General features: G+C 34.9%; 24 protein-coding genes and 1 tRNA gene. 18 read left to right on the top strand and 7 right to left on the bottom strand.

The window, feature by feature from the left end; all coding sequences use genetic code 11:
• Positions 1-48: 48 nt before the first annotated feature.
• From PYW36_RS07820 to PYW36_RS07780, 9 genes are all read left to right on the top strand, one after another.
• Positions 49-2,397, top strand: coding sequence for an endonuclease MutS2 (locus tag PYW36_RS07820; protein ID WP_103158730.1), 2,349 nt, complete (start codon positions 49-51; stop codon positions 2,395-2,397).
• A gap of 75 nt (positions 2,398-2,472) precedes the next feature.
• Positions 2,473-2,787, top strand: a complete 315-nt coding sequence (trxA, locus tag PYW36_RS07815; protein ID WP_037571657.1) for a thioredoxin — start codon at positions 2,473-2,475, stop codon at positions 2,785-2,787.
• A 125-nt stretch (positions 2,788-2,912) separates the two neighbouring features.
• On the top strand, positions 2,913-4,703 hold the full coding sequence (gene uvrC, locus PYW36_RS07810; protein WP_037571654.1) for an excinuclease ABC subunit UvrC: 1,791 nt from the start codon (positions 2,913-2,915) through the stop codon (positions 4,701-4,703).
• A 157-nt stretch (positions 4,704-4,860) separates the two neighbouring features.
• On the top strand, positions 4,861-5,472 hold the full coding sequence (locus PYW36_RS07805; RefSeq protein ID WP_037571652.1) for a succinate dehydrogenase cytochrome b558 subunit: 612 nt from the start codon (positions 4,861-4,863) through the stop codon (positions 5,470-5,472).
• Between the two features lie 118 nt (positions 5,473-5,590).
• Positions 5,591-7,357 (top strand): succinate dehydrogenase flavoprotein subunit, encoded by a 1,767-nt coding sequence (sdhA, locus tag PYW36_RS07800; protein ID WP_037571637.1) that lies wholly within the window; start codon positions 5,591-5,593, stop codon positions 7,355-7,357.
• Positions 7,357-8,196, top strand: a complete 840-nt coding sequence (gene sdhB, locus PYW36_RS07795; RefSeq protein ID WP_103158731.1) for a succinate dehydrogenase iron-sulfur subunit — start codon at positions 7,357-7,359, stop codon at positions 8,194-8,196. Before sdhA ends, sdhB begins: the two co-directional genes overlap by 1 nt.
• A 226-nt stretch (positions 8,197-8,422) precedes the next feature.
• Positions 8,423-9,232: a glutamate racemase gene (gene racE / locus PYW36_RS07790; RefSeq protein WP_037571631.1), complete on the top strand. Its 810-nt coding sequence runs from the start codon at positions 8,423-8,425 to the stop codon at positions 9,230-9,232.
• A gap of 3 nt (positions 9,233-9,235) precedes the next feature.
• Positions 9,236-9,820, top strand: coding sequence for an XTP/dITP diphosphatase (locus PYW36_RS07785; protein WP_037571629.1), 585 nt, complete (start codon positions 9,236-9,238; stop codon positions 9,818-9,820).
• The gene (locus PYW36_RS07780) at positions 9,817-10,320 is read left to right on the top strand and encodes a YfcE family phosphodiesterase (RefSeq protein WP_037571627.1); all 504 of its coding nucleotides are present in this window, start codon (positions 9,817-9,819) and stop codon (positions 10,318-10,320) included. The genes PYW36_RS07785 and PYW36_RS07780 overlap by 4 nt, the downstream gene beginning before the upstream one ends.
• Positions 10,321-10,557: 237 nt before the next feature.
• On the opposite strand, the gene PYW36_RS07775 is transcribed toward PYW36_RS07780, so the two are convergent.
• Together PYW36_RS07775 and PYW36_RS07770 are read right to left on the bottom strand one after the other, a co-directional pair.
• A complete protein-coding gene (locus tag PYW36_RS07775; RefSeq protein ID WP_037571624.1) occupies positions 10,558-10,863 on the bottom strand; it encodes a hypothetical protein in 306 nt (101 codons plus the stop codon).
• Positions 10,864-11,167: 304 nt separating this feature from the next.
• Positions 11,168-11,530 (bottom strand): complement inhibitor SCIN family protein, encoded by a 363-nt coding sequence (locus PYW36_RS07770; RefSeq protein ID WP_051604953.1) that lies wholly within the window; start codon positions 11,528-11,530, stop codon positions 11,168-11,170.
• A gap of 298 nt (positions 11,531-11,828) precedes the next feature.
• Between PYW36_RS07770 and PYW36_RS07765 the strand changes: the two genes are divergently transcribed.
• On the top strand, positions 11,829-12,686 hold the full coding sequence (locus PYW36_RS07765; RefSeq protein WP_103159602.1) for a M23 family metallopeptidase: 858 nt from the start codon (positions 11,829-11,831) through the stop codon (positions 12,684-12,686).
• 153 nt (positions 12,687-12,839) lie between these two features.
• Here the strand turns inward: PYW36_RS07765 and PYW36_RS07760 are convergent, their stop codons facing one another.
• Positions 12,840-14,087 (bottom strand): aminoacyltransferase, encoded by a 1,248-nt coding sequence (locus PYW36_RS07760; RefSeq protein ID WP_103159601.1) that lies wholly within the window; start codon positions 14,085-14,087, stop codon positions 12,840-12,842.
• A 361-nt stretch (positions 14,088-14,448) separates the two neighbouring features.
• On the opposite strand from PYW36_RS07760, the gene PYW36_RS07755 reads away from it, so the two are divergent.
• Positions 14,449-14,522, top strand: a tRNA-Arg gene (locus PYW36_RS07755).
• Positions 14,523-16,322: 1,800 nt separating this feature from the next.
• On the opposite strand, the gene PYW36_RS07750 is transcribed toward PYW36_RS07755, so the two are convergent.
• The gene (locus PYW36_RS07750) at positions 16,323-16,769 is read right to left on the bottom strand and encodes a hypothetical protein (protein ID WP_103159263.1); all 447 of its coding nucleotides are present in this window, start codon (positions 16,767-16,769) and stop codon (positions 16,323-16,325) included.
• 186 nt (positions 16,770-16,955) lie between these two features.
• Between PYW36_RS07750 and PYW36_RS07745 the strand changes: the two genes are divergently transcribed.
• Positions 16,956-17,402 (top strand): VOC family protein, encoded by a 447-nt coding sequence (locus tag PYW36_RS07745; protein ID WP_103159264.1) that lies wholly within the window; start codon positions 16,956-16,958, stop codon positions 17,400-17,402.
• 48 nt (positions 17,403-17,450) lie between these two features.
• Here the strand turns inward: PYW36_RS07745 and PYW36_RS07740 are convergent, their stop codons facing one another.
• Positions 17,451-18,755 carry a TrkH family potassium uptake protein gene (locus tag PYW36_RS07740; protein WP_037573144.1) on the bottom strand — a complete coding sequence of 435 codons (1,305 nt, stop codon included), beginning with the start codon at positions 18,753-18,755 and terminating at the stop codon, positions 17,451-17,453.
• 203 nt (positions 18,756-18,958) lie between these two features.
• The gene (locus PYW36_RS11375; RefSeq protein ID WP_107359458.1) at positions 18,959-19,033 is read right to left on the bottom strand and encodes an alpha-1/alpha-2 family phenol-soluble modulin; all 75 of its coding nucleotides are present in this window, start codon (positions 19,031-19,033) and stop codon (positions 18,959-18,961) included.
• Between the two features lie 464 nt (positions 19,034-19,497).
• Here PYW36_RS11375 and PYW36_RS07735 point away from each other — a divergent pair, with 464 nt between their 5' ends.
• The 3 genes from PYW36_RS07735 to PYW36_RS07725 all read left to right on the top strand — a co-directional run bounded on the left by PYW36_RS07735 (position 19,498) and on the right by PYW36_RS07725 (position 20,021).
• On the top strand, positions 19,498-19,629 hold the full coding sequence (locus PYW36_RS07735; RefSeq protein WP_069191677.1) for a beta-class phenol-soluble modulin: 132 nt from the start codon (positions 19,498-19,500) through the stop codon (positions 19,627-19,629).
• A 64-nt stretch (positions 19,630-19,693) separates the two neighbouring features.
• Positions 19,694-19,825: a beta-class phenol-soluble modulin gene (locus tag PYW36_RS07730; RefSeq protein ID WP_069191677.1), complete on the top strand. Its 132-nt coding sequence runs from the start codon at positions 19,694-19,696 to the stop codon at positions 19,823-19,825.
• Positions 19,826-19,889: 64 nt separating this feature from the next.
• A complete protein-coding gene (locus tag PYW36_RS07725) occupies positions 19,890-20,021 on the top strand; it encodes a beta-class phenol-soluble modulin (RefSeq protein WP_103159265.1) in 132 nt (43 codons plus the stop codon).
• A 244-nt stretch (positions 20,022-20,265) separates the two neighbouring features.
• On the opposite strand, the gene PYW36_RS07720 is transcribed toward PYW36_RS07725, so the two are convergent.
• A complete protein-coding gene (locus tag PYW36_RS07720; protein ID WP_037573146.1) occupies positions 20,266-20,721 on the bottom strand; it encodes an N-acetyltransferase in 456 nt (151 codons plus the stop codon).
• A gap of 423 nt (positions 20,722-21,144) precedes the next feature.
• On the opposite strand from PYW36_RS07720, the gene bshC reads away from it, so the two are divergent.
• From bshC to rsmH, 3 genes are all read left to right on the top strand, one after another.
• Positions 21,145-22,758 (top strand): bacillithiol biosynthesis cysteine-adding enzyme BshC, encoded by a 1,614-nt coding sequence (gene bshC, locus PYW36_RS07715; protein WP_037573149.1) that lies wholly within the window; start codon positions 21,145-21,147, stop codon positions 22,756-22,758.
• Between the two features lie 144 nt (positions 22,759-22,902).
• Entirely contained in the window at positions 22,903-23,334 is a 432-nt protein-coding gene (mraZ, locus tag PYW36_RS07710) for a division/cell wall cluster transcriptional repressor MraZ (RefSeq protein ID WP_037573151.1), read from the top strand.
• A 31-nt stretch (positions 23,335-23,365) separates the two neighbouring features.
• The gene (rsmH, locus tag PYW36_RS07705; RefSeq protein ID WP_037573944.1) at positions 23,366-24,301 is read left to right on the top strand and encodes a 16S rRNA (cytosine(1402)-N(4))-methyltransferase RsmH; all 936 of its coding nucleotides are present in this window, start codon (positions 23,366-23,368) and stop codon (positions 24,299-24,301) included.
• Positions 24,302-24,313: the final 12 nt, after the last annotated feature.

The following is a 24,313-nucleotide window of genomic DNA, read 5'->3' as shown; positions in this document are numbered from 1 at the left end:
ATCAATAGTGCGGAAGTAACAGCGGCTTTATAGAAATTGAGGGATACTATGAAACAAAAAACTTTGGAAATATTAGAATTTGATAAAGTGAAATCAGCACTTTTAAATGAAGTGATTAGTGATTTAGGTGCTGAAAAAGTGCGAGACTTAACGCCAGCTACTGAATTTGATACGGTCGTTCACCAAATGGAGGAAACGGACGAGCTTTCCCAAATATACAACCAACATCGATTGCCAAGTTTAAGTGGTCTCACGCGAGTTGCGCCTTATGTTAAGCGTGCTCAAATCGGGGGAACTTTAAACGTTCAAGAGTTGAATGCCATTAAACAATTAATCCAAGTTCAAAATCAATTTAAAACGTTTTATCATCAGCTGCTCGAAGAAGATGAAAAAGTTAACTATCCTATTTTAGATGGCAATATGCAACGATTACCTGTGTTAACGCACTTATATCAATCTATTAAAGAAAAATGTGATGCGACTGATTTATACGATTCTGCTAGTTATGAGTTACAATCTATAAGAAGTCACATCTCGAAAACAAATCAACGTATTAAAGCGCAGTTGGATCGTATTGTAAAATCAACAGGAAATCAAAAAAAATTATCTGATGCCATTGTCACAGTGAGAAATGAACGTCATGTTATTCCTGTAAAAGCAGAATACCGTCAAGACTTTTCAGGTATTATGCATGATCAATCTGCTTCAGGCCAAACACTCTATATTGAACCTTCTTCGGTTGTTGAACTCAACAATCAAGTGAGTCGGTTAAGAAATGATGAAAAAGTGGAAATGGAACGCATCTTATCGCAATTAACTGCAGAAGTTGCGGATGAAGCGGAACAATGTATGTTATCTGAATCGATTATGGGACACTTAGATTTTATTATCGCAAAAGCAAGATATGGCGCAAAAATAAAAGCGACAAAACCTACCTTTTCTGAAACTAAAAAAATCTATTTACCTAAGGCTTTTCATCCCTTGCTCGATTTAAATACGGTTGTCGCAAATACGATAGCGTTTGAGGAAGAGATTCAAACAGTTATTATTACTGGCCCTAATACTGGGGGGAAAACAGTCACACTGAAAACATTAGGTCTTATCATTGTAATGGCACAATCTGGCTTGCTTATTCCTACTTTAGATGGCAGTCAGTTAAGTGTGTTTGAACATGTTTTTTGTGATATTGGAGATGAACAATCCATCGAACAGTCCTTATCGACATTCTCATCACATATGAAGACCATCATTTCTATTTTAGATGAAGCGAACGCCAATAGTTTAATTTTATTTGACGAGCTAGGCGCAGGAACTGACCCAAGTGAAGGGGCAGCACTTGCCATGAGTATTTTAGATCATGTGCACAACCTAGGGGCTCATGTAATGGCGACAACGCATTATCCCGAACTCAAAGCTTATAGCTATAATCGGGAAGGTGTGATGAATGCGAGTGTTGAATTTGATGTGAACACACTCAGTCCAACGTATAAATTGTTAATGGGTGTGCCGGGTCGCTCAAACGCCTTTGATATTTCTAAACGTTTAGGATTAAGTTTAAAAATTATTAATCATGCAAAATCGATGGTTGGCCAAGATGAACAAGAAATCAATGAAATGATTGCTTCATTAGAGACCAATGCCAAACGAGTTGATGATCAACGTATTGAACTTGAACGCCTTGTACGTGAAGCAGAAGCATTGCATGAACAACTCTCTCAAAAATACGAACAATATCAAAACTATGAATCACGCCTAATGGAAGAGGCGAAAGAAAAAGCGAATCAACGTGTGCATGCTGCGACTAAAGAAGCTGATGAAATATTAAAAGATTTACGTGAAATGAGAGATAAAAAGGGTGCAGAAGTTAAAGAACATGAGCTCATTGATAAAAAGAAACAATTAGATGATCAGTATGAAGCCAAATCCATTAAGCAAGACGTGAAAAAGCAACGTCATGATGCCATCCAACAAGGCGACGAAGTCAAAGTGCTTTCTTATGGCCAAAAAGGAGAAGTGCTTGAACTTCTCAGTGATGATGAAGCGGTCGTCCAAATGGGCATTATTAAAATGAAGTTGCCGATTAAAGACTTAGAGAAAAAAGAAAAAGCAAAAGAAAAGCCGTCTAAAATGGTCACACGTTCTAATCGTTCTACTGTTAAAATGGAGTTAGATTTACGAGGTTATCGATATGAAGAAGCTTTAAGTGCACTCGATCAATATTTAGATCAAGCAGTTTTAAGCAACTATGAAGATGTTTATATTATTCATGGTAAAGGGACAGGCGCCCTTCAAAAAGGCGTACAACAACATCTGAAACAACATCGAAGTGTGTCCAGTTTCCGAACAGGCATGCCAAGTGAGGGTGGCTTTGGGGTCACAGTAGCAACTTTAAAATAATGAGCAATAGTAATGAAATCAAAACATGATTTTGATATACTTTGACTATCAAGAAATTCAAGGAGGCAACATCCTATGGCATTAATCGAAGTAAACGATTCAAATTTTGAGGAACAAATTAATAAAGGTGTAAAATTAGTAGACTTTTGGGCAACTTGGTGTGGACCTTGTAAAATGATTGCACCTGTTTTAGAAGACTTAGCAGCGGATTATGATGGAAAAGCTGACGTTTTAAAATTAGATGTTGACCAAAACCAAGCAACGGCAGCAAAATATGAAGTGATGAGCATTCCTACTTTAATTGTATTTAAAGACGGAGAGGCTGTAGACAAAGTTGTTGGTTTCCAACCAAAAGAAAACTTAGCACAAGTTTTAGATAAACACTTATAATCAATTAAAGATGCGGTTCACATTGAAATGATGATGACGCTCTTTTATAGGCTGGGCTAGGAATCTGACAAAGATTTCAACCCAGCCTTTTCATGTATAACGCACATGAGGTAGGTGAACACGTTATGAATGAGGTAAAGGAAAAAATTAAGCAAAAACTTTCCGTTTTGCCCATGGAACCTGGATGTTACTTAATGAAAGACCGACAAGACCAGGTTATCTATGTGGGTAAAGCAAAGCGTTTGCGCAATCGGGTGCGCTCTTATTTTACAGGTGCACATGATTTAAAAACAACACGACTTGTTCGAGAAATCGTCGATTTTGAATATATCGTGACTTCCAGTGAAACCGAGTCGTTATTATTAGAACTCAATTTAATTAAAAAATATCAACCGAGATATAATGTATTATTAAAAGATGATAAAAGCTATCCTTTCATCAAAATTACAAAAGAACGGCATCCAAAGCTTGTTGTTACTCGGACGGTGCGTAAAGGGAGCGGAAAATATTTTGGACCTTATCCGAATGCCTATTCAGCGCATGAAACAAAAAAGCTACTAGATCGTATTTATCCGTTTCGAAAATGTGATAAAATGCCAGACCGTTTATGTTTGTATTATCATATTGGCCAATGTTTAGGGCCCTGTGTTTACCCTGTAAAACAATCAGAATATGATAGAATGACGCGTGAAATTAGTGACTTTTTAAATGGAGAAGATAAAACCATTCTTAAACAATTAGAGACACGGATGCTTCAAGCGAGTGAAAATCTTGAATTTGAACAAGCTAAAGAATACCGAGATTTAATCGATCACATTCATAATTTAACGAAAAAACAAAAGATTATGTCCTCTGACCAAACCATCAGAGATGTCTTTGGTTATTATGTTGAAAAAGGATGGATGTGTATTCAAGTGTTTTTTGTACGCCAAGGAAATTTAATAGAGCGAGAAGCCACAATGTTTCCGTTACAACAAACACCTGAAGAAGAATTTTATACGTTCATTGGTCAATTTTATCAATTGAATCAACATTTTATCCCTAAAGAGATTCACGTTCCAAAGCAACTGGATCGTGAAATGATTACCTCAGTTGTGGAGACGAAAGTATTGAATCCTCAACGTGGACAAAAGAAACAACTGGTGGACCTTGCGAATAAAAATGCGAAAGTTGCATTAGAAAACAAGTTTGAATTGATTGCAAGAGATGAATCGAGAACCATTAAAGCGATTGAACAACTAGGGGAGGCAATGGGGATTCAGACGCCTATTCGTATTGAAGCGTTTGATAACTCCAATATACAAGGAGTTGACCCGGTATCAGCTATGGTCTCCTTTGTGGATGGTAAACCGGATAAAAAGGGATACCGAAAATATAAAATTAAGACTGTTGAAGGACCAGATGATTATAAATCTATGCAAGAAGCGGTTCGAAGACGTTATAAGAGAGTTTTGAATGAAGGCCTTCCTTTACCTGATCTTATTATTGTTGATGGAGGTAAGGGACATATGTCCAGTGTGATAGATGTGTTGACGAATGAACTTGGCCTCGATATCCCCGTGGCTGGCTTACAAAAAAATGATAAACACCAAACTTCTGAACTATTGTATGGTGAGCAAGCCCAAGTCATTCCATTGAAAAAGAATGGACAAGCCTTTTACTTATTACAACGTATTCAAGATGAAGTGCATCGATTTGCGATTACGTTCCACAGACAAACCCGTCGTAAAACTGGAATGCAATCTGTCTTAGACCAAGTTGAAGGTGTAGGACCGAAACGAAAAACAAAACTGTTACGTCATTTTGGCTCTATTAAAAAAATGAAAGTAGCCTCAATAGAAGAATTACAATCGGTAGGATTGCCTCAAAAGACGGCTGAATCGCTTTACCAAGCACTTCATGAAGAAAATGGATAAATTTGGGTTGAGAATCATTCTCATACCCAAATTTGTCACATTTAGTGTTACAATAAAAGGGAGTTGATTTCTTTTTTTATTAAGATATGCAAACGTTTTCTTTGAGTCAACGTACAAAAAAGAGGTCAAAAATCTAGTAACGCAGGGGGGCTTCCTTTTGGCACAAACGAAGAATCAATTCTACCTAAGACGATTACATTCGTTGCTTGGCGTTATTCCATTAGGTGCATTTTTAATTGTACACTTAACAGTGAACCATCAAGCGACACAAGGGGTAGAAGCATTTAACAAAGCAGCAGGATTTATGGAATCATTACCATTTCTATACGCATTAGAAATTATTATGATTTACATTCCGATTTTATTCCATGCTATTTATGGTTTTTACATCGCATTTACAGCCAGTCAGAATATCGGGCATTATTCATACACACGTAACTGGTTATTCTTGTTCCAACGTTTATCAGGTGTATTAACATTCTTGTTCGTAATGATACATATGTGGCAAACACGTATTCAAAAGTTTTTTGGACACGAAGTAAATTTTGACATGGTACACCAAATTGTATCAAATCCTATTTGGATGATTTTCTATATTGTATGTATCATTGCAGTTGTATTCCACTTTGCGAATGGTCTTTGGTCATTCCTAGTAACTTGGGGTATTTTACAATCACCAAAATCACAAAAAGTATTTACATGGGTATCATTAATTGTGTTTATTATTTTAGCTTACATCGGTGTAAGTGCGATTTTAGCTTTTGCATAAGTGCAAGTTAACTCGAGACAAAAGAGATCAATAAGACAAACATAAAACACTTGATTTAGAATTGACACAAGCGTTTTTAGTCTTAACGTTTTAATCATTTCAGGGGAGTGACAATTCTATGGCAGAAAAGAAAATTATTGTTGTCGGTGGAGGCCTTGCGGGGCTTATGTCAACAATTAAAGCAGCGGAACAAGGTGCGCACGTTGACTTGTTCTCTATCGTTCCCGTTAAACGTTCTCACTCTGTATGTGCACAAGGTGGGATTAACGGTGCGGTAAATACGAAAGGTGAGGGTGACTCACCATATCTTCATTTTGATGATACAGTATACGGCGGTGACTTTTTAGCTGACCAACCACCAGTTAAAGCGATGACAGAAGCGGCGCCGAAAATTATTCACTTATTAGACCGTATGGGTGTAATGTTCAGTCGTACGAAAGAAGGTCTTTTAGACTTCCGTCGTTTCGGTGGAACACTCTTCCATAGAACGGCTTTTGCTGGGGCAACGACTGGACAACAATTATTATATGCATTAGATGAACAAGTGCGTAGCTTCGAAGTAGATGGGCTTGTTACGAAATATGAAGGTTGGGAATTTTTAGGTATCGTCAAAGATGATGAAAATAAAGCAAGAGGGATTATCGCTCAAAATATTACCACTTCAGAAATCAAGTCATTCGGATCTGATGCAGTCATTATGGCTACAGGTGGTCCAGGTATTATCTTCGGTAAAACAACGAACTCTATGATTAACACGGGTTCTGCAGCATCTATTGCGTATCAACAAGGTGTACATTATGCCAATGGTGAATTTATTCAAATTCATCCTACTGCAATTCCAGGGGATGACAAACTTCGCTTAATGAGTGAATCAGCACGTGGTGAAGGGGGTCGTATTTGGACTTATAAAGATGGTAAACCATGGTACTTCTTAGAAGAAAAATATCCAGACTACGGAAACCTTGTTCCACGTGATATTGCAACACGTGAAATCTTTGATGTATGTGTTAATCAAAAATTAGGAATTAACGGCGAAAACATGGTGTATTTAGACCTTTCGCATAAAGATCCACATGAGTTAGATGTTAAACTTGGCGGAATCATCGAAATTTATGAGAAATTTACAGGTGATGACCCACGTAAAGTTCCGATGAAAATCTTCCCAGCCGTTCACTATTCAATGGGTGGATTATATGTGGACTATGATCAAATGACAAATATAGAAGGTCTCTTTGCAGCGGGCGAATGTGACTTTTCTCAACACGGTGGTAACCGTCTTGGTGCCAACTCATTATTATCTGCTATTTACGGTGGAACAGTTGCGGGTCCAAACGCAGTAAAATATGTAGAAAATGTTGAGACTTCTTATGTCGATTTAGACGATAGTATTTATCAAAAACGTATCGATGAAGAACAAGCGCGTTTTGACAAACTTTTAAATATGAAAGGGTCTGAAAACGCCTATAAATTACACCGTGAATTGGGTGAAATTATGACTGCTAACGTGACAGTGGTTCGTCATAATGATCGCTTACTCGAAACAGATAAGAAAATCGTTGAGTTAATGAAACGTTATGAAAACATCGATATGGAAGATACATCAAGCTGGAGTAACCAAGCGGTGTTCTTTACACGTCAATTATGGAACATGCTCGTTTTAGCACGTGTGATTACCATTGGTGCTTATAACCGAAATGAATCTCGTGGTGCACACTATAAACCAGAATTCCCGAACCGTAATGATGAAGAATGGTTAAAACATACCCTTGCATCATATAACGGTCCGACGGAAGCACCTACATTTACGTACAAACCAGTAGATGTGAGCTTAATTGAACCTCGTAAACGTGACTATACTAGTAAGTCAAAAGGGGGTAAAAAATAATGGCTGAAACTAAAGAACTTCAACAAAAGGAAGTCCAAACATCAAACGAAAATGTACAACAATCAAATGATAACAAAAGCAATAAAACCATCAAATTAATTATCAAGCGTCAAAAAGATGCGAACTCTCAACCTTACGAAGAATCATTTGAAATTCCGTACAGAGAAAATTTAAACGTGATTGCATGTTTAATGGAAATCCGTCGTAATCCTATCAATGACAAAGGAGAAAAGACGACACCTGTCACTTGGGATATGAACTGTCTTGAAGAAGTATGTGGGGCATGTTCAATGGTCATCAATGGTCGTGCACGTCAATCATGTTCTGCAATTGTGGATCAATTAGAACAACCTATTCGTCTAGAACCGATGAATACTTTCCCTATTATTCGTGACCTTCAAGTGGATCGTTCTCGTATGTTTGACAATTTAAAACGTATGAAAGCTTGGATTCCAATTGATGGTACGTATGATTTGGGCCCAGGTCCAAGAATGCCTGAGAAAAAACGTCAAACAGCTTACGAATTGTCTAAATGTATGACATGTGGCGTATGTTTAGAAGTTTGTCCAAACGTTACTTCTAAGAATGATTTCGTTGGTGCACAAGCCATTTCACAAGTGCGTTTATTTAACTTACATCCTACAGGTGCAATGACAAAAGATGAACGTTTAGATGCTTTAATGGACCAAGGTGGTTTACAAGCTTGTGGTAACTCTCAAAACTGTGTTCAAGCTTGTCCAAAAGGCATTCCATTGACAACTTCTATTGCAGCAATGAACCGTGAGTCATCATTCCATATGTTCAAATCATTCTTTGGTTCTGATCACAAAGTAAACTAAAGTAATAGTGCTTGATGAACAACCTCTAAAAGCTTTACAGAGGTATAAATAATATAAAACAGTTGTAGGCTAGGACACGTTTAGGTCCTAGCCATTTTTTGATACGTTAATTTTAAGGAAACGCAACATTTTAATAAATGCCGGCACACACATACGATGTGACTTATCAGTATTCACGGTGTATGGTAAAATGGAAAACAAGTAAACAAAGAATAGGATGAAGAACATGGAGAGACCTATTGGTGTTATTGATTCCGGAGTAGGGGGTCTCACAGTTGCAAAAGAGATTATGCGACAATTGCCAAATGAAACAATCTATTATCTTGGTGATGTGAGCCGTTGTCCCTATGGACCAAGATCTCAAGAAGAAGTGCGTCAGTTTACGATTGAAATGGCGGACTATTTAACACAATATGATATAAAAATGCTAGTGATTGCTTGTAATACGGCAACAGCTGTCGCTTTAGAACCATTGCAAAAGCAATTAAAGATTCCAGTAATTGGTGTTATAGAACCTGGTGCGCGGACAGCAATTATGACTACTGAAAACCAAAGTGTATTGGTGTTAGGGACTGAAGGGACGATTAAATCTGAAGCGTATCGCCAACATATAAAACGTATTAATCCAAACGTGGAAGTGCATGGGGTGGCATGCCCTGGTTTTGTTCCACTTGTTGAAGAATTGAAGTATAAAGATCCTACAATTACAAACATCATTATACATCAAACTTTAAAAAGTTGGCGTCATATTAAAGCTGATACAGTGATATTAGGTTGTACCCATTACCCCTTACTCTATCAACCGATTAATGACTATTTTGACCGAACAAAGACAGTGATTTCATCGGGATTAGAAACAGCGCGTGAAGTCAGCGCATTACTTACTTTTAGTCATGAACATGCGCATTACAACCCTCATCCAGAGCATCGCTTCTTTGCCAATGGGGACGTAACGCATGTGGAATTTATCATTAAAGAGTGGTTGAAACACCCCGACGTTCATGTAGAACGTATCTATTTAGGGCAGGAGGAATAGCAAGTGTCAGATATCGTTATTGCATCATCTAATAAAGGAAAAATTAATGATTTTAAAGTGATCTTTTCAGAATACAATGTTATAGGAATTAATGAACTTATTGAAGATTTTGATGTAGAAGAAACGGGCGTAACATTTGAAGAAAATGCGCGTTTAAAATCTGAAGCAGCCGCAAAAGCATTAAATAAAACAGTCATTGCCGATGATAGTGGATTAGAAGTAGACGCACTAGAGGGGGCACCTGGAGTTTATTCAGCGCGTTATGCAGGCGAAGCTAAAGATGATCAAGCCAACATTGAAAAACTCTTACAAGAATTAGAAGATAAAACAGATCGTTCCGCCCGCTTTGTATGTGTCATAAGTATGACAACAGTGGATGGAAAAACAGAGACTTTTAGAGGCACTGTTAATGGAGAAATTACACTCGCACGTATTGGAGAAAATGGATTTGGATATGATCCCATTTTTTATGTTCCAGACAAAAATAAAACAATGGCTCAACTAACAGCAGAAGAAAAATCCGAAATTTCACATCGTCGTAAAGCAATCGATCAACTCCAAGCATTTATTAAAGGGGAGAAATCATAATGAAACTCATCTTAGTGAGTGATAACCATTCAGAAGCTGGAATATTGCACAATATTTACGAAAAACATGATGACGCAGATGCTTATTTTCATCTCGGCGACTCAGAGTTCACTTATAATGATACGGAGTTAAGTTTATTTTATCGCGTGAAAGGTAATATGGATTTTTATCCTGAATTTCCTGAAAATGACATATTGACGCTTCAAGATATACGTATTTTTTATACCCATGGCCATCGCATGAATGTCAATCAAGGGCGCGTACTTTTAGCACAACAGGCAAGAGAAAACGATGCGATATTTGCTTTTTATGGTCATACTCATGTGGCGCGTTATGAATATATTAACGGCGTACACGTGATAAATCCGGGAAGTATTTCACAGTCACGGAGTACTGAAGAAGAAACTTATGCAGAAATCAAATTAGAAGAAGGCGAAGGCACACTTAATTTTCGCAATCGTCAACATGATATTTTAAGCACTGTACCATTTAAATATTAATATAACCGGTAAATTGGATTTTTATTTTTAAAGGGAAGGGTTGAGCATTTAAACAATGCTTAGCCCTTTAACTATGGTTGAAAGTCTCGTTAACTTTAAAGAGAAGAAAAATGTGTGATGTCATTGGGCATCTATCATTCGGGTTCATTTTGATAGGACTTAAAAGTAAAATATTAAGATGGTTATACTTAGTTCATATTTAGAATAGAATATTAGTGCAATATACGTTATTTTAAATTATAGATTTTGCTTTACAGTTTGAACAAATACTTTACCTTCTTGTTTAGGAACAAAATCAAAAAGGTATTGAGAATCGCTATAAGTTTGAATAACGATTCTATAAGGCTTAAAAGAAAAACCAAATTTAATATGTTTGATATCGTCAAATAGGAATTGTGAACGTATTTCATTGTTTTCTAATTGCCCATTTCCTTTAAAATAAACACCATCGTTTTTTATAAAAAGTTTGCCGGGGACATAATTTGAATTGATTATGAGCATTGAAGCTAATATAGTGAAGGGTTGATTTTTTGTTTCATTCATTGTGCCACCTTCTATTATCTTTTGAAATAATATTATCATATTTCTCGACGAGTTATTAAAAAATTCTTTATTTCCTTTTTATATAAATATTATTGAACGCTCATAGTTAAGAACAGTTAAATACATTAACATAGTTCGGATTCCTAAATCATAGTCATAAAGATATCTATTTTATTTTCAAAGCGTAATTTAATTTTAGTACTCATAAATTTATCTACTTGTCACTTAAACTATATAAAAGCCAAACCTTGTAAAGATACACAAAGGTTTGGCTTTTATAGTTTCCGATATTCAGAAGTACGGTTTAGTAGTTATCAGGGTAGAGTGATCTATCTAGTTCATCATAAAGGCGTTCTAGTTCAGCTTTCGCTTGTGCCATTTTTGCATAGTTTTTTTTCTTTAATGCAATATTCGCTTTAGCTTTTGCTGCAGTAAGTTCTCTCTTGAAATATGGAGATTGGCTTACAGAAAGTAAAATTTTAGAATTCACATCTTTATATAATGACTGTAATTCTTGTTCCATTTTCTTATTTTCATACGTGTTATCTGTGAAGCTTTGATTTTGTGCTGTCGTACTTGCTTGTGCTTCTGTGGCGCCTGTAGTTGAAAAAGTTGTAGCTAACATTGTGGCTGCAAATCCTGTAATAATAAGTGATTTCATATTCATGGATGTATAGACTCCTTTTGTCTTGGTGATAAAATTTTCTTTACTTGTACATTATAAAAGGAGAATTTCTATAAAAACATTAATTCCACTTTAATTCATCTTTAATAAATGAATAGTATGATTTTCACTTGAATACATTTTAAAGATCGCTACGTATTGAAAAAAGAAATTTGTTGTTTTGAGGACAACACAGAGGCTTACCAAAGTTTACGTTTTAAAATAAACAAACCAAATATGACTTAACTTTAATATTAATTTTTGATAAATTATAAAAAAACAGGATAAAGGGGTCAAATTTTTGTTTATCGCAGACATCACACAATATATTAATTCAAATCGACCGAGGCAAATCTATCGTTTATTTTCAAAAGAATTGAAGCTGCACGTGAGTTATCGGCAATTTAAGCATATTTTTAAAACATACGCCCAGGCATCGGCACAATCAGAAATCTATTTAGATTATCGTAAAAAAGGCTCAGGAGAAGTGATTTGGTATAACTTAGAACGTACATTTGGCATTACGATGACAATACATCAATCAAAAGTGATAGGGATCTACATTTTACCGATTGACGCTATTAATCATAATGAGTTTAAAACAAAAAATAAGTACATCATGCCAGTAAAGTATAAATTTGAAGTCTATTGGGGTGGGGATAATACTTTATTAAATTATCATTTCCCCTATGAAAATCAGCGTTATGCCTATGATTTAACGATTTTTAAAAATGGAGAAACACATCGCTTACCTCCACAAACGCTTGAGGATTTTTATTGTTTTGGAAGTACAATCGTTGCCCCATTACAAGGGAAGGTGATTACAGTAGTAAACAATCTAGAAGATCAACCCGTAGGTGAGTTAGATGAGAAGCATTTCTTAGGAAATCACGCTATTATTCAACATAACCATTGTGAATTTAGTTTGTTGGCGCATCTTAAAAATGAGTCTATTTTAGTTCAACCAGGAGACTTCGTTCACAAAGGTCAAATGATTGCCCAATGTGGAAATACAGGAAATTCAACGGAACCTCACCTTCATTTTCAAGTTATGAACCACGAGGATATCCTACATGCAAAAGCATTAAAAATCGACTTTTTTGATGGTAAAAACTATGAAAAAGGTGATTGTATTTCAGGATTAGAACAGATGAAATGAAGAGCATCTTTACAACTACATATGCGACTGTTTAGATATAAATGATATAGTTTTGAAAAATGCATGACAATAGCCATCAAAATAGACCTAAAGATATATTTTGATGGCTATTAAATAAAGTGAATAGACGCCTTTTTTCACATTACTGAATATCTATTTTTTTATTGATTGTTTTAGTTGATATAAGCGATAAAGGAGTGGGCGTGTTGGGCATATAAAGTCGCCAACGAGTTCTTCTACGTAACCGCCAAATCCTTTTTTAAACTGGAGAACTCCGTAATCTTTAGCATCTGGAGTAAAATCTCCTGTAATCCCATAAAAGTTATATCTGTCAATTTGAGCACGTTTAGCATGTTGAATCATTTTCCATTGTAAGACGTAATTACCCATAAATTTATTGAACTTTGGATCAGAACCACTAAATAAATATACGAGTTCATCTTTTGTTTGAGCAAATATGGCTGAAGCTAAATTTAAGGTATCTCCATAATCAGAGCGCAGTTGATAAGCTTCTGAAATATTTTCTTGCAATTTATCATAAATAATTTGTTGTTCCTGAAGTTTGTTTTGTTTTTTTCGTGAAAGGGTAGCTCCTGCTTTAGGAAGCATTCCTTCAATTTTTTGTTGGACTTCTTGTGATTTCTGTTTTAATAAATGAATATGATCATCCAATTGAATATAGGCTAATTTCACTGAGGCAATTTTAGGATAATTCCGTAGAAATTGTTCGAAATAAGGTTTAGAAAACAATGAAAAGCCATGTTTAATTTCTGCTTTATGATAGAGTTGATAAAATGTATCAATTTCATTAATAGAAAGGTCGCGAACTTCTACTCCCATCTCAAGAGCTTTTTTTATACTGTGTGAGGTATTATATTCCATTTGCTTAAGTAACATATGTTCATCTTTATCTTTTAGGTTAAGAATGCTGAGCCAACGTGCTTGACTCATCTCAGAATAGCCCGAGGTAAAACCTTGATGTTGATAACCTAACTGATTAAGAACGTTCATCCATTTGGATTGATCGTAATGCTTTAAAAGTTCACCTTTGAAATTTCTATCATTCAAAGGAACATAAGGGTCAATTAACATAAAAATAGTACGTCTTTTTTTGTAAAATGCTTTAAGGTGTTTAAAATAGAATTGGACTAGTTCAAGATGTTTATAGTCCATCATAGGTCCCCGATGACTATAGACATAGTTAAAATATTTAAAAATGGGGGCTGCTGTAAACAAACCTGCAGCTATAACTGCACCCTCGTTATTTTTTACACCTAATAAGTGGACCTGACTTCCATGTTGTTTTCTTGCATAAAACTGTTCTAATGATTGAGTATATTGTTTAAAGTGAGATTCGATAAATTTTTGATATTCTTCGGGGGAAAGTTCTAAAAATTCCAAGTGAGCACTCCCTTTCAACAGGACGGATAATATAACTATATATCAATCTATTATAGAGAAGTTTAAAATTGCATATAATATAGTTTATACCATATCATAAATAGAATGATTATGATACTCTGAGGAGCCTTTTAGTCTTTTAATATCAAAGAGGGTGACATAAGCGGGGGCATAAAAGTCATGGACTAACTAATTAGACTAAATAAAAAACAACAAATTTTCAAAGTGGAAAGGTACAATCATATCCTGAAGTAACAAAATATGTAAAAATTTGTGAATTGTGTTAAAACACAATAAAATTTTTAATGCGCATATTGATTTATGGCGATGGATTAGATATAATTAATCTTGTGTTAAAAATGTCCTGGTAGCTCAGCTGGATAGAGCAATGGCCTTCTAAGCCATCGGTCGGGGGTTCGAATCCCTCCCAGGACGCTACTTAACCTCGGTGTAACGAGGTTTTGAAAGAGTAAGTGTCAAATACGTGTCAAGAAAATCATTCTCTGACACATTGGCCTTGCTCTTTTTATTTTAGTGATTTTTAAAACATTTGTTATGACGATTTTTATTTGAGCTTTATCTCAACTGATGAGCTTCATCAAAAACATACTAAGATTAGCGATGAAGAAGCTGGGATATAATTGATTTCATGTATTTGATTGTTCCAAAAAGCCTCGCTTTTCTAGGCGCCTCACCTCTGCATGAAAACGTTACGAATGAAATGAGTTACGTTTTCAGTACACCTATGAACATACGTGAATAGGTGATCCATAATTTAAGATTGAGACTATCTCAATCTTAAAATGGATTTTCGGTTTCGGCTAGATGCCTCAGAAGTCTCGGCTTAGGAATCAATCAAATTTACTTTAATTATTCACCGCTCTAAAGTTATAAAATTGCATTATCAATTCAATTTTTATGAACTAATTTGTATCAATATAGCCATCAAAATTTATTCTTAGATAAATTTTGATGGCTTTCTAATTATTGGTAATCTTTATGTTCCAGTCCCTTTTTGCTAATCTTCATCAAAAACATCAACTATGTTTATAGTGATTTCTTTGTTTTGACTATTCACGGTGACATCATTCGAAAAACCTACTTGTTTAATTTGTACTGAATTTTCATTTACTATTAATGCCACTTCAACATTTTCAAAATTCTGGATTAAAACAATTATATTATCGTTGGTCAGAACTACGCTTTAAAGCATTTAAATTTAGTAAATAGGTCTATACTGGAAGTATCTATATATAATTATTAAAAACATTTATATGAAGTTATTTTGTATTGTAATATAGCAAGGGGCTGAGGAGGGGTATATGAGATTAAATAAATGGCATTTTCAGTGCATATCTTATTAAAGTTAACGTATTAATCTCACAGTGAAATTATGAAAGTACAAATAAAAATTAGAAAAGCGACTAAAAAAGAATTCGTCATTGGTTGAAAAGATTAGGCCTCATTTTACTCGTGGGTTGGATGTTATATCAAAAAAGAGTTGGATACCTTTCGTCATCACCTAACATGAAATATTTATTACTTTATAAAAACATATAGGATACAACGATCATTGTTTAAAATGATAGAAAATAAAACCCTATTGGAAGCTTAGATAAAAGAGACAAATAGAAGAGAAATGATTTGATTTACACATTTTTATAAGACGATTTACTTACAAAATAGAGGTAGTACATTGTTAGAAATTTTCAATAGTGCTTTTCATAACAATTGCATGACTGAAATAAGAACAAAGACAGAACAACTGTTTATTAAATAAATTTGTTATATTAAAATAAAAAACACCGTAACCTTAGCGGTTACAGTATTTTTATTGACTCTAATAAAGTGATTATTTGAGCTAATCATCTATACCACAAAATAATGGTTCTAACCGTAATTTTGTCAAATATTGAGATTTTTTCATATATACAATTTAAACTGCGAGAAATGTGAGAATGCTTTTACTTACAATTTGGATTTGTCCTTTATGAACTGATATCGGATAAAATCTTCAATAAAAGGTAAATGGCAAAGACGAGTGACAGTATGCCGATAATGAAAAGGTAAATTACATATCTTTGAAGATTTTCAATGTGCTCAACGTCCCAAAAAAATTTAAAGCCACCTTGCTGATTGAGGGCAAGGGTGATGAATAATAAAATGCTAAGTGTACCGATGATTGTGAAAAGTAAAAATAAAAATATATACATAGCATCAAACCTTACTTGTTTTTTAACTGTTTATAGGTAACTCTTTTAAACTCACGATGGACTGTTTATCTACAACGTAGCCATCTGAATTTAATATATAGGCTAACGGTGTGTTTTTTACAAATAATTGGTCACGATCATAAAAAGAAACAACAGATGCGGAAGACATATGTGGATGTTGTTTCAAAAATTGAGTGACAGTTGAGGTATCGTCTACAAAAGCGAATGTTAATTTATCGCCGTGCGTTTTGTGATTATATTCTTTAAACAAACGTTGGCAAACGGTACAAGTGGTACTCACAACTACAATAGGGTTGCGTTTTTGAGATAATGGAAGACGCTGGTGTTGAGGAAAAGGGCTAGCAATAGGCAATCCGCCCATTTCTCGCCGGGTCTTATTGATTTTGTTCATCAAAAAGAGTTGATAAATGAAAAGCGCAATGATAATCACAATTAAAATAAAAACCATAATATGAAAGCCTCCGGATTAAAATACTTGTATAACTATTATACTTGTAGATGAGTGGAAGTGCCATTAAATAAGTATCGTTTTCAATTTAAACAACTCAGAAAATGGTTTTGGATTAAACGAATAAAGGTATAGTAATGAGAATATTGAATAACATTAAATTCATCTGAGTAAGGGGAGATTATTTTGACCGCTTTATATCCATATTTATCTTTTGAAAATACGAAAGAGGCTTTAGCTTATTATGAAGAAGTTTTTGGAGCTACTGATATTTTACGTTTGCCTGTAAGTGAAGAACAGGCGCAACAATTTGGCGTAGATCCAAGTCAAGCTGAGAATGCCACAATGCATTCTGAATTTTCAATTGCAAATGTACAATTATTTGCCTCTGATTCTTTTGGAGGTAGCGATAAATTTAATGGTGCGATTTCATTAATGTTAAATTACGATATCAATAACAAAGAAGATGAAAAGGAAATCCAAGCGTTATATGATCGTGTCAAAGAACATCCAAGCGTGACTGTTGAAATGCCTTTTGAAGACCAATTCTGGGGTGGAAAAATGGGTGTTCTTAAAGATCAATATGGCGTACGTTGGATGTTGCATGGTGAAGATGGAACGAAACGCCAATAATACAAAAAACCGTTTCCTCATGAAGTATGTGAGGGAACGGTTTTTCTTTTACAAATACAACTGACCTTTTGCATAATAAAAGGTTTCTCTTGTTGGTTTTTGTATCACACTTAGTAGGGTGAGTACACCTATTTTTCCAGCAATCATGGTAATGATAATTATTATCTTAGCGATTGGCCCATATTCAGTTGAAATGCCAGTCGATAAACCAACCGTTCCGAATGCAGAAACCACTTCAAAAGCTAAGTCTTCAAAGTTTAAATTAGGCTGTGCAATTGAAATTAACAATATCATCAAAACGACAAAAGCTCCTGTTGAAATGGCAATGGCCAATGCTTTTTCCATTTGTTTACGTACTATTGTTCGATTAAAAACTTGAGCGTGTTGATGCCCTTTTAATATTGTGATAACAAACACTATGACTAAAACGAACGTTGTCACTTTAATACCGCCAGCTGCACTCATTGGCCCTGCACCAATATACATAAAAATAATCATGAGTAGCATTGTACCAGGCGCGAGTTGACTCATATCCACCGTATTAAAGCCCGCTGTTCTCGTAGTTACTGATTGGAAGAAAGAGGCTTGTAGTTGTTGGGGGAGGGTCATTGATTTTAAAACGCCATGGTATTCGAGTAGCCAAAAACAAGCCGTACCTACGACAATTAATATAAGTGTAACCATGAGTGTCATTTTTGAATGATATTGCAAGCGTCGACCTTTCTTTAACGTCACTAAATCTAAAAGGACGATATAACCGAGACCTCCAAATATAATTAATAAAGCAACAGTAATATTAACAATTGGGTTCGTAGCGTATGAAATTAAATTGTCAGAGAACAATGCGAAACCCGCATTATTGAGTGAAGAAATTGATGTGAAGAGACTGATGAATATGCCACGATCCCACCCATATTGGGGCACAAAAACAAATGATAGTATAAATGTGCCAATACTTTCAAAAATAATGTTAAACAATAGGATAGATTTCATAAAAAAAGTATAATTGCGAGCATCCTCAGTATTGAGTTCTAATTGGAAGAGGATATTTTCTCGCACGGATAAAGATTTCTGAGTTAGTTTTAATGCAAGCATTGAAACTGCGACGATACCCATACCTCCAATTTGAATAAGAAGCATAATAATAATATCCCCATAAATGTTAAATTGTTTTGTGATGTCAACGGTGGAGAGTCCTGTAACAGTAAAAGCACTTGTAGCCACATACATAGCATCTAAAAAAGAAATCGGTTTTTGGCCTGTCCATGGAAGGTACAGCAAAATACTACCGATTAAAGTCGTCGACAAGAATAATGACAAATAAATCAATATAGGTTGTTGCTTACTATGCATCTTTAGCGCCTCAGTTCTTTTTGGGAATATCATACCACGATTACTATGATAAGCAAGTAAATTTTAATTAATGAAAGAAGAAAATACAAGAGGCTAAAGTGAAAGGTAGGAGTGTGTAAAAATGTTTTAAAAGAGAGCATTCATTAGCAAATAAAAAAACCAATGTACCCTTAGATACATTGGTTTATAGTCACGCTGTAAAATTATTTTTTAGCAAATGTGTCTACTAAGCCTTTGATTAATTTAATAATTCCAAGAATGATATCAGTCCAGATCATATTGATAACCTCCTCTTATTAATTTACACCTTTAGTATAATCAAAAGGAGATGAATATAGCGCATCAGTTCCTATTTTTGTGATTTTTGTGCGTAACTGTTCAAAAAAGCATTCGAAAAAGACAGTTAGGCATAAAAATGAAGACGTAACTGTAATCTTTTTGATTATCACAGTAAAATTTGACGTTTAGTGTAAAGAAGAAGTATTAGAAAGCTTTGTGTTCCAAGGCGCTCTATGCGTTAGTATTTCTATTGTAAAGGCTTTGTAAATTCGCTTAGACAGTTAGGCATCCTAACCGTTTTGGAAAGTGCTTTTTTTGACAGATAAGTATAAAAAATAACGAGTTTCGAATTAGAACACAATTAAACAATGAAGTTGGTTATAGTGTAGATAACAAAACGAAACGCGATTTAATTAGATGTGATTTTGTTTTGGAAAATCTATAAACTAAGGAGTGTCATTTCATGTCAGATTTAATTAATGCAATTAAAGATACAGTTCAAGCAGGTATTGACCACGATTGGGTAACAATGGGTACAGGTATCGCTGATATTTTAGCAAAAGGTATCGATGTAATCTCTGGTTTCTTCGGTTAGTAATTAGCCATTAATGACAAGTGATGATTGATAAATTATTAAATATGAAATGGAGTGCATAACAATGTCAGATTTAATTAACGCTATTAAAGATACGGTTCAAGCAGGTATTGACCACGATTGGGTAACAATGGGTACAGGTATCGCTGATATCTTAGCAAAAGGTATCGACGTAATCTCTGGTTTCTTCGGTTAATAATTAGCCATTAATGATGAGTGATGATTGATAAATTATTAAATATGAAATGGAGTGCATAACAATGTCAGATTTAATTAACGCTATTAAAGATACAGTTCAAGCAGGAATCAACCATGACTGGGTAACAATGGGTACAGGTATCGCTGATATCTTAGCAAAAGGTATCGATGTTATCTCTGGTTTCTTTGGTTAATATAATATAAGAAGTGGTGAGCCTCTCTGAAAATAGAGGTTCACCACTTTTTTATATTTATTAAAGGAAAAAGAGGCAACGAGTCATTTTAACAGAAATAGCCATCGAAATTTACCTTTAGGGAGATTTCGATGGCTTTCATTTGTATAAGTATAGGTATTTACAGAAATTGTATGTTATTACTTATGCTTAACTGTATATATTTTTCTTGATATGAATACAATGCTAAATAATTTTAGTACTTTTAATTGTTTTGCTCTTGAGGATCCCAGATTAAAATATCATGGCCATCATCATTTTTGGCTTCGAGATCCTTGAAGCCATTATCAATAAAGAAAGATTTTGATTCAAATCGCGCAATGGCTTTTATGGGTTCATTGAAAGATTTTGCATAATTCAATAATGCTGTGCCATATCCTTTTCCTTGATAAGCTTTCAACACCTCCAATTTCCACACTACGAGATAATCGTCATAATTTGGGAAATAGGTTTCTTCGACTTCACCTTTTTGGTAGAGTGCCATACGTGCACCGATTTTTTCTCCGACATAAATCCCATAAAATGGTGAATCTGAACTGGCATCTATCATCTCGCCATGAAGTTCATCGACCATATATAGATCTTTATTTCCGAAGTTTCGGAATTCTTCGAAAAGTTCCTCTGTACGATAGTTAATATCTAGGTGGACAACCTTTGTCATCGTAATGACCCCCTTGTCTTTATTATTTCAATTATATCGTATTTATTTACGTCTTGAAAAGCAAAATCAACAGGCTCGCCGCTGAGCGTACGAGCCTGTTGATATCGTGAAAGAGAATGGATATTGATTTTTAAGGCTTATTTGTCGATGGGTTGTTTTCCACCAGAAGTAAAGATTGCGATGATTTGTTTAATAAGTTTAATAATTAAATCCATCTTGAATCACCTCCATTTATAATATAACTTCAAAATATACTTTTTAGATGATTATTGCGAAGATGACACTGAATCCTTCTTTTATGTATTGAGTTTAAATAAATATTACATTGAGGATGCCTATCTGTTTAACTTGTAAGCCATATCATTGTCATGTGGTTGTTTAAAGATTATACTGTTAAAGAATACGATTTAAGGGAGATAAAGCATGGATTGTAATAAAGTCAAAATCAATGAAAAGGATCAATTTATCTCAAAGTATATGAATCACGAGCAAAATCTGATTCAATTTTACCAATTTGATCCAAATAAAGATGAAAGTTTTAAGATGCGTATGACACAGCAAAATAATGGGAGAGAGCAACAACTGGCACAAATTATTCGTCAGTACATGTCTGATTTAACTTTGTCTGAGGCACAACGTCAATCTTTAGATCATCTTGCAAATGGTGAAAAAGTAGTGATAGGCGGTCAACAGGCAGGAGTTCTTACAGGGCCACTCTATACATTCCATAAAATCTTATCAATCATTGTCGCATCGACACAATTAACTCAGGAATATCAACAACCTGTCGTACCAATATTTTGGATTGCAGGTGAAGATCATGATTTTGATGAAGTGAACCATACGTATGCATATAATGAAGAAAAAGGAATTTTAGATAAAGTAAAATATCATACTTTAACCCCACCTGAAACATCGGTTTCAAATTATAAACCGGATAAAGCATCATTAAAGACATTGGTAAATCACTTTTTTTCTCAATTGCCAGAAACGCTTCACACCAAGACTTTAATTAATGATCTTGAGGACATGATAGAAAAAAGCAATCATTGGACAGACTTATTTAAACAAATTGTACATCGTTGTTTCCAAAAACATGGCGTCCTCCTTATAGATGCGAATTATCCAAAACTACGTCAGATGGAAAGACCGTTTTTAAAATCATTGTTTGAACAGCATTTAAAGGTGGATAAAGCCTTTAGACAAGGGCAAAGTAAGACACTTCAGAATGGGTTGCTCAAAATGATTGAGACGGATTCGAATGTGCATTTGTTTGTAGAAGTTGACGGACAACGACAATTACTCAAATATGAAGAAGGTGCATATTTTTTAAGTAAATCAAATGAAAGTATGACTTTTGATGAAGTTATGCAGTTTATTGAGCAAACCCCTGAAAAATGCTCTAATAATGTGGTCACTAGACCTTTGATGCAGGAATGGCTGTTTAATACAGTAGCGTTTGTAGGTGGTCCTAGCGAAATTAAATATTGGGCTGAATTGAATGAAGTCTTTCATCATTTAGAAATCGAGATGCCTATCGTCTTACCACGAATGAGAATAACTTATCTTACTCCGAAAGCAAATAAACTTTTACAACAATATCAGTTGAATATTTCAGAAGTGATTGCTCAAGGGGCAGAGGGGGCTAAAGAGCGCTTTGTTAGAGCAAAAGCCTCAGATCGTGCATTAGAAGAAATCGAAGAAATGATCCATCAACAAGAAGCATTCTATGAAAGAATGGAACAAGAAATGTCTAAAACTGAAGATAATCGCAAATTGTTATCGAAAAACCACAAAATTCAATTGCATCAATACCGTTATTTACAACAACGATATTTGACAAATATTGAAAAAGAAAATGAGATTAGTATGCGACATTTTAATCAACTTACATCAGTTCTCCATCCAATGGGCGGATTACAGGAACGCGTGCTCAATCCGTTCCAATTTTTGAATGTTTTTGGGTGGGATATGTATCAATCCTCCACATTCCCTCCACTGACTTACACTTATGAACAATTAGTTATAGAAATATAGTATTATCAAGAGATTGAAAGAGGTTCGTAAAAATGCGAGCCTCTTTTTTTGTGTCTATTTTGATAAAATTTGGACATTTTTACAGAATTAGTGGAGGATAGTGGGGAGATGTGGTAAATTATAAATAAGGTGAGGTGAAATAAGATGTTCATGGGTGAATTTGAAAATAAGCTCGATGCTAAAGGACGGATGATTGTACCGTCTAAATTTCGTTCTGTCCTTAATGAACGTTTTATTATCACTAGAGGCCTTGATAAATGTTTGTTTGGATATACTCTCGATGAATGGCAAACCATTGAAGAAAAAATGAAAGCCTTACCTATGACTAAAAAAGACGCACGAAAATTCATGCGTATGTTCTTCTCTGGAGCTATCGAAGTAGAGATTGATAAACAAGGTAGAATTAACATTCCTGCAAAATTAAGGGAATATGCACATCTCGAAAAGGACTGTACGGTGATTGGTGTTTCCAATCGCATAGAAATTTGGAATCGTCAAACTTGGAATGATTTTTATGATGAATCTGAAGACAGTTTTGAAGAGATTGCAGAAGATTTAATTGATTTTGATTTTTAAAGTAGCTAAAAGTGAAAATGGAGGGTTCGTTGTGTTTCATCACATTAGTGTGTTATTGAAAGAAACGGTAGACCAATTAAATATTAAAGAAAACGGTGTCTACGTTGACTGCACGCTAGGTGGCGCAGGACACTCGGCCTATTTGCTCAATCAATTATCTGATGAAGGGCAATTAATCGCTATCGATCAAGACATGACAGCAATTAACAATGCAAAGGAAAAACTAAAAGAAGAACTTCACAAAGTGACATTTGTACATAATAATTTTCGGAATTTAGCTGAAGTTTTAAATGAGCTAGGCATTCATAAAGTGGATGGCATTTTGTATGATCTCGGAGTTTCGAGTCCACAACTCGATGTTCCTGAGAGAGGGTTTAGTTATCATCATGATGCTAAGCTTGATATGAGAATGGACCAAACACAGTCGCTTTCAGCTTATGAAGTCGTTAACGAATGGCCTTATGAGGATTTGGTTAAAATATTTTTCCGCTATGGAGAGGAGAAGTTTTCTAAGCAAATCGCTCGCAAAATTGAGTCACGACGTGAGATACAACCCATTGAGACAACTTTAGAACTTGTGGAACTTATTAAAGAGGGCATTCCAGCTAAAGCAAGACGTAAAGGTGGTCATCCGGCAAAACGTATATTTCAAGCCATACGTATAGCTGTTAATGATGAGTTGTCAGCGTTCGAAGATTCTTTAGAACAAGCCATCGATCATGTGAAAGTGAATGGTCGTATTTCAGTTATCACATTCCACTCATTAGAAGATCGTTTATGTAAACAAATGTTTCAAGAGTATGAAAAAGGACCGGAACTTCCACGAGGACTTCCGGTAGTTCCAGAGGAATATACACCTAAGTTAAAGCGTGTGAATCGTAAACCTATCGTCGCAAGTGATACGGATTTGGAAATGAACAATCGCGCAAGAAGCGCAAAATTAAGAGTGGCTGAAATACTGAAATAAAGGGGCGAACTA

It is taken from the genome of Staphylococcus chromogenes (assembly GCF_029024625.1).
Lineage (GTDB): Bacteria > Bacillota > Bacilli > Staphylococcales > Staphylococcaceae > Staphylococcus > Staphylococcus chromogenes.
This window is presented reverse-complemented; position numbering and strand designations above follow the sequence as displayed.

Excerpts from the sequence above, each read along its gene's own strand:
- bshC (WP_037573149.1), top strand. The coding sequence starts at position 21,145 with ATGGATTGTAATAAAGTCAAAATCAATGAAAAGGATCAATTTATCTCA.
- PYW36_RS07735 (WP_069191677.1), top strand. The coding sequence starts at position 19,498 with ATGTCAGATTTAATTAATGCAATTAAAGATACAGTTCAAGCAGGTATT.
- PYW36_RS07725 (WP_103159265.1), top strand. The coding sequence starts at position 19,890 with ATGTCAGATTTAATTAACGCTATTAAAGATACAGTTCAAGCAGGAATC.
- PYW36_RS07775 (WP_037571624.1), bottom strand. The coding sequence starts at position 10,863 with ATGAATGAAACAAAAAATCAACCCTTCACTATATTAGCTTCAATGCTC.
- sdhA (WP_037571637.1), top strand. The coding sequence starts at position 5,591 with ATGGCAGAAAAGAAAATTATTGTTGTCGGTGGAGGCCTTGCGGGGCTT.
- uvrC (WP_037571654.1), top strand. The coding sequence starts at position 2,913 with ATGAATGAGGTAAAGGAAAAAATTAAGCAAAAACTTTCCGTTTTGCCC.
- trxA (WP_037571657.1), top strand. The coding sequence starts at position 2,473 with ATGGCATTAATCGAAGTAAACGATTCAAATTTTGAGGAACAAATTAAT.
- PYW36_RS07730 (WP_069191677.1), top strand. The coding sequence starts at position 19,694 with ATGTCAGATTTAATTAACGCTATTAAAGATACGGTTCAAGCAGGTATT.
- PYW36_RS07740 (WP_037573144.1), bottom strand. The coding sequence starts at position 18,755 with ATGCATAGTAAGCAACAACCTATATTGATTTATTTGTCATTATTCTTG.
- PYW36_RS07820 (WP_103158730.1), top strand. The coding sequence starts at position 49 with ATGAAACAAAAAACTTTGGAAATATTAGAATTTGATAAAGTGAAATCA.
- PYW36_RS07770 (WP_051604953.1), bottom strand. The coding sequence starts at position 11,530 with ATGAATATGAAATCACTTATTATTACAGGATTTGCAGCCACAATGTTA.
- PYW36_RS07720 (WP_037573146.1), bottom strand. The coding sequence starts at position 20,721 with ATGACAAAGGTTGTCCACCTAGATATTAACTATCGTACAGAGGAACTT.
- racE (WP_037571631.1), top strand. The coding sequence starts at position 8,423 with ATGGAGAGACCTATTGGTGTTATTGATTCCGGAGTAGGGGGTCTCACA.
- PYW36_RS07750 (WP_103159263.1), bottom strand. The coding sequence starts at position 16,769 with ATGGTTTTTATTTTAATTGTGATTATCATTGCGCTTTTCATTTATCAA.
- sdhB (WP_103158731.1), top strand. The coding sequence starts at position 7,357 with ATGGCTGAAACTAAAGAACTTCAACAAAAGGAAGTCCAAACATCAAAC.
- mraZ (WP_037573151.1), top strand. The coding sequence starts at position 22,903 with ATGTTCATGGGTGAATTTGAAAATAAGCTCGATGCTAAAGGACGGATG.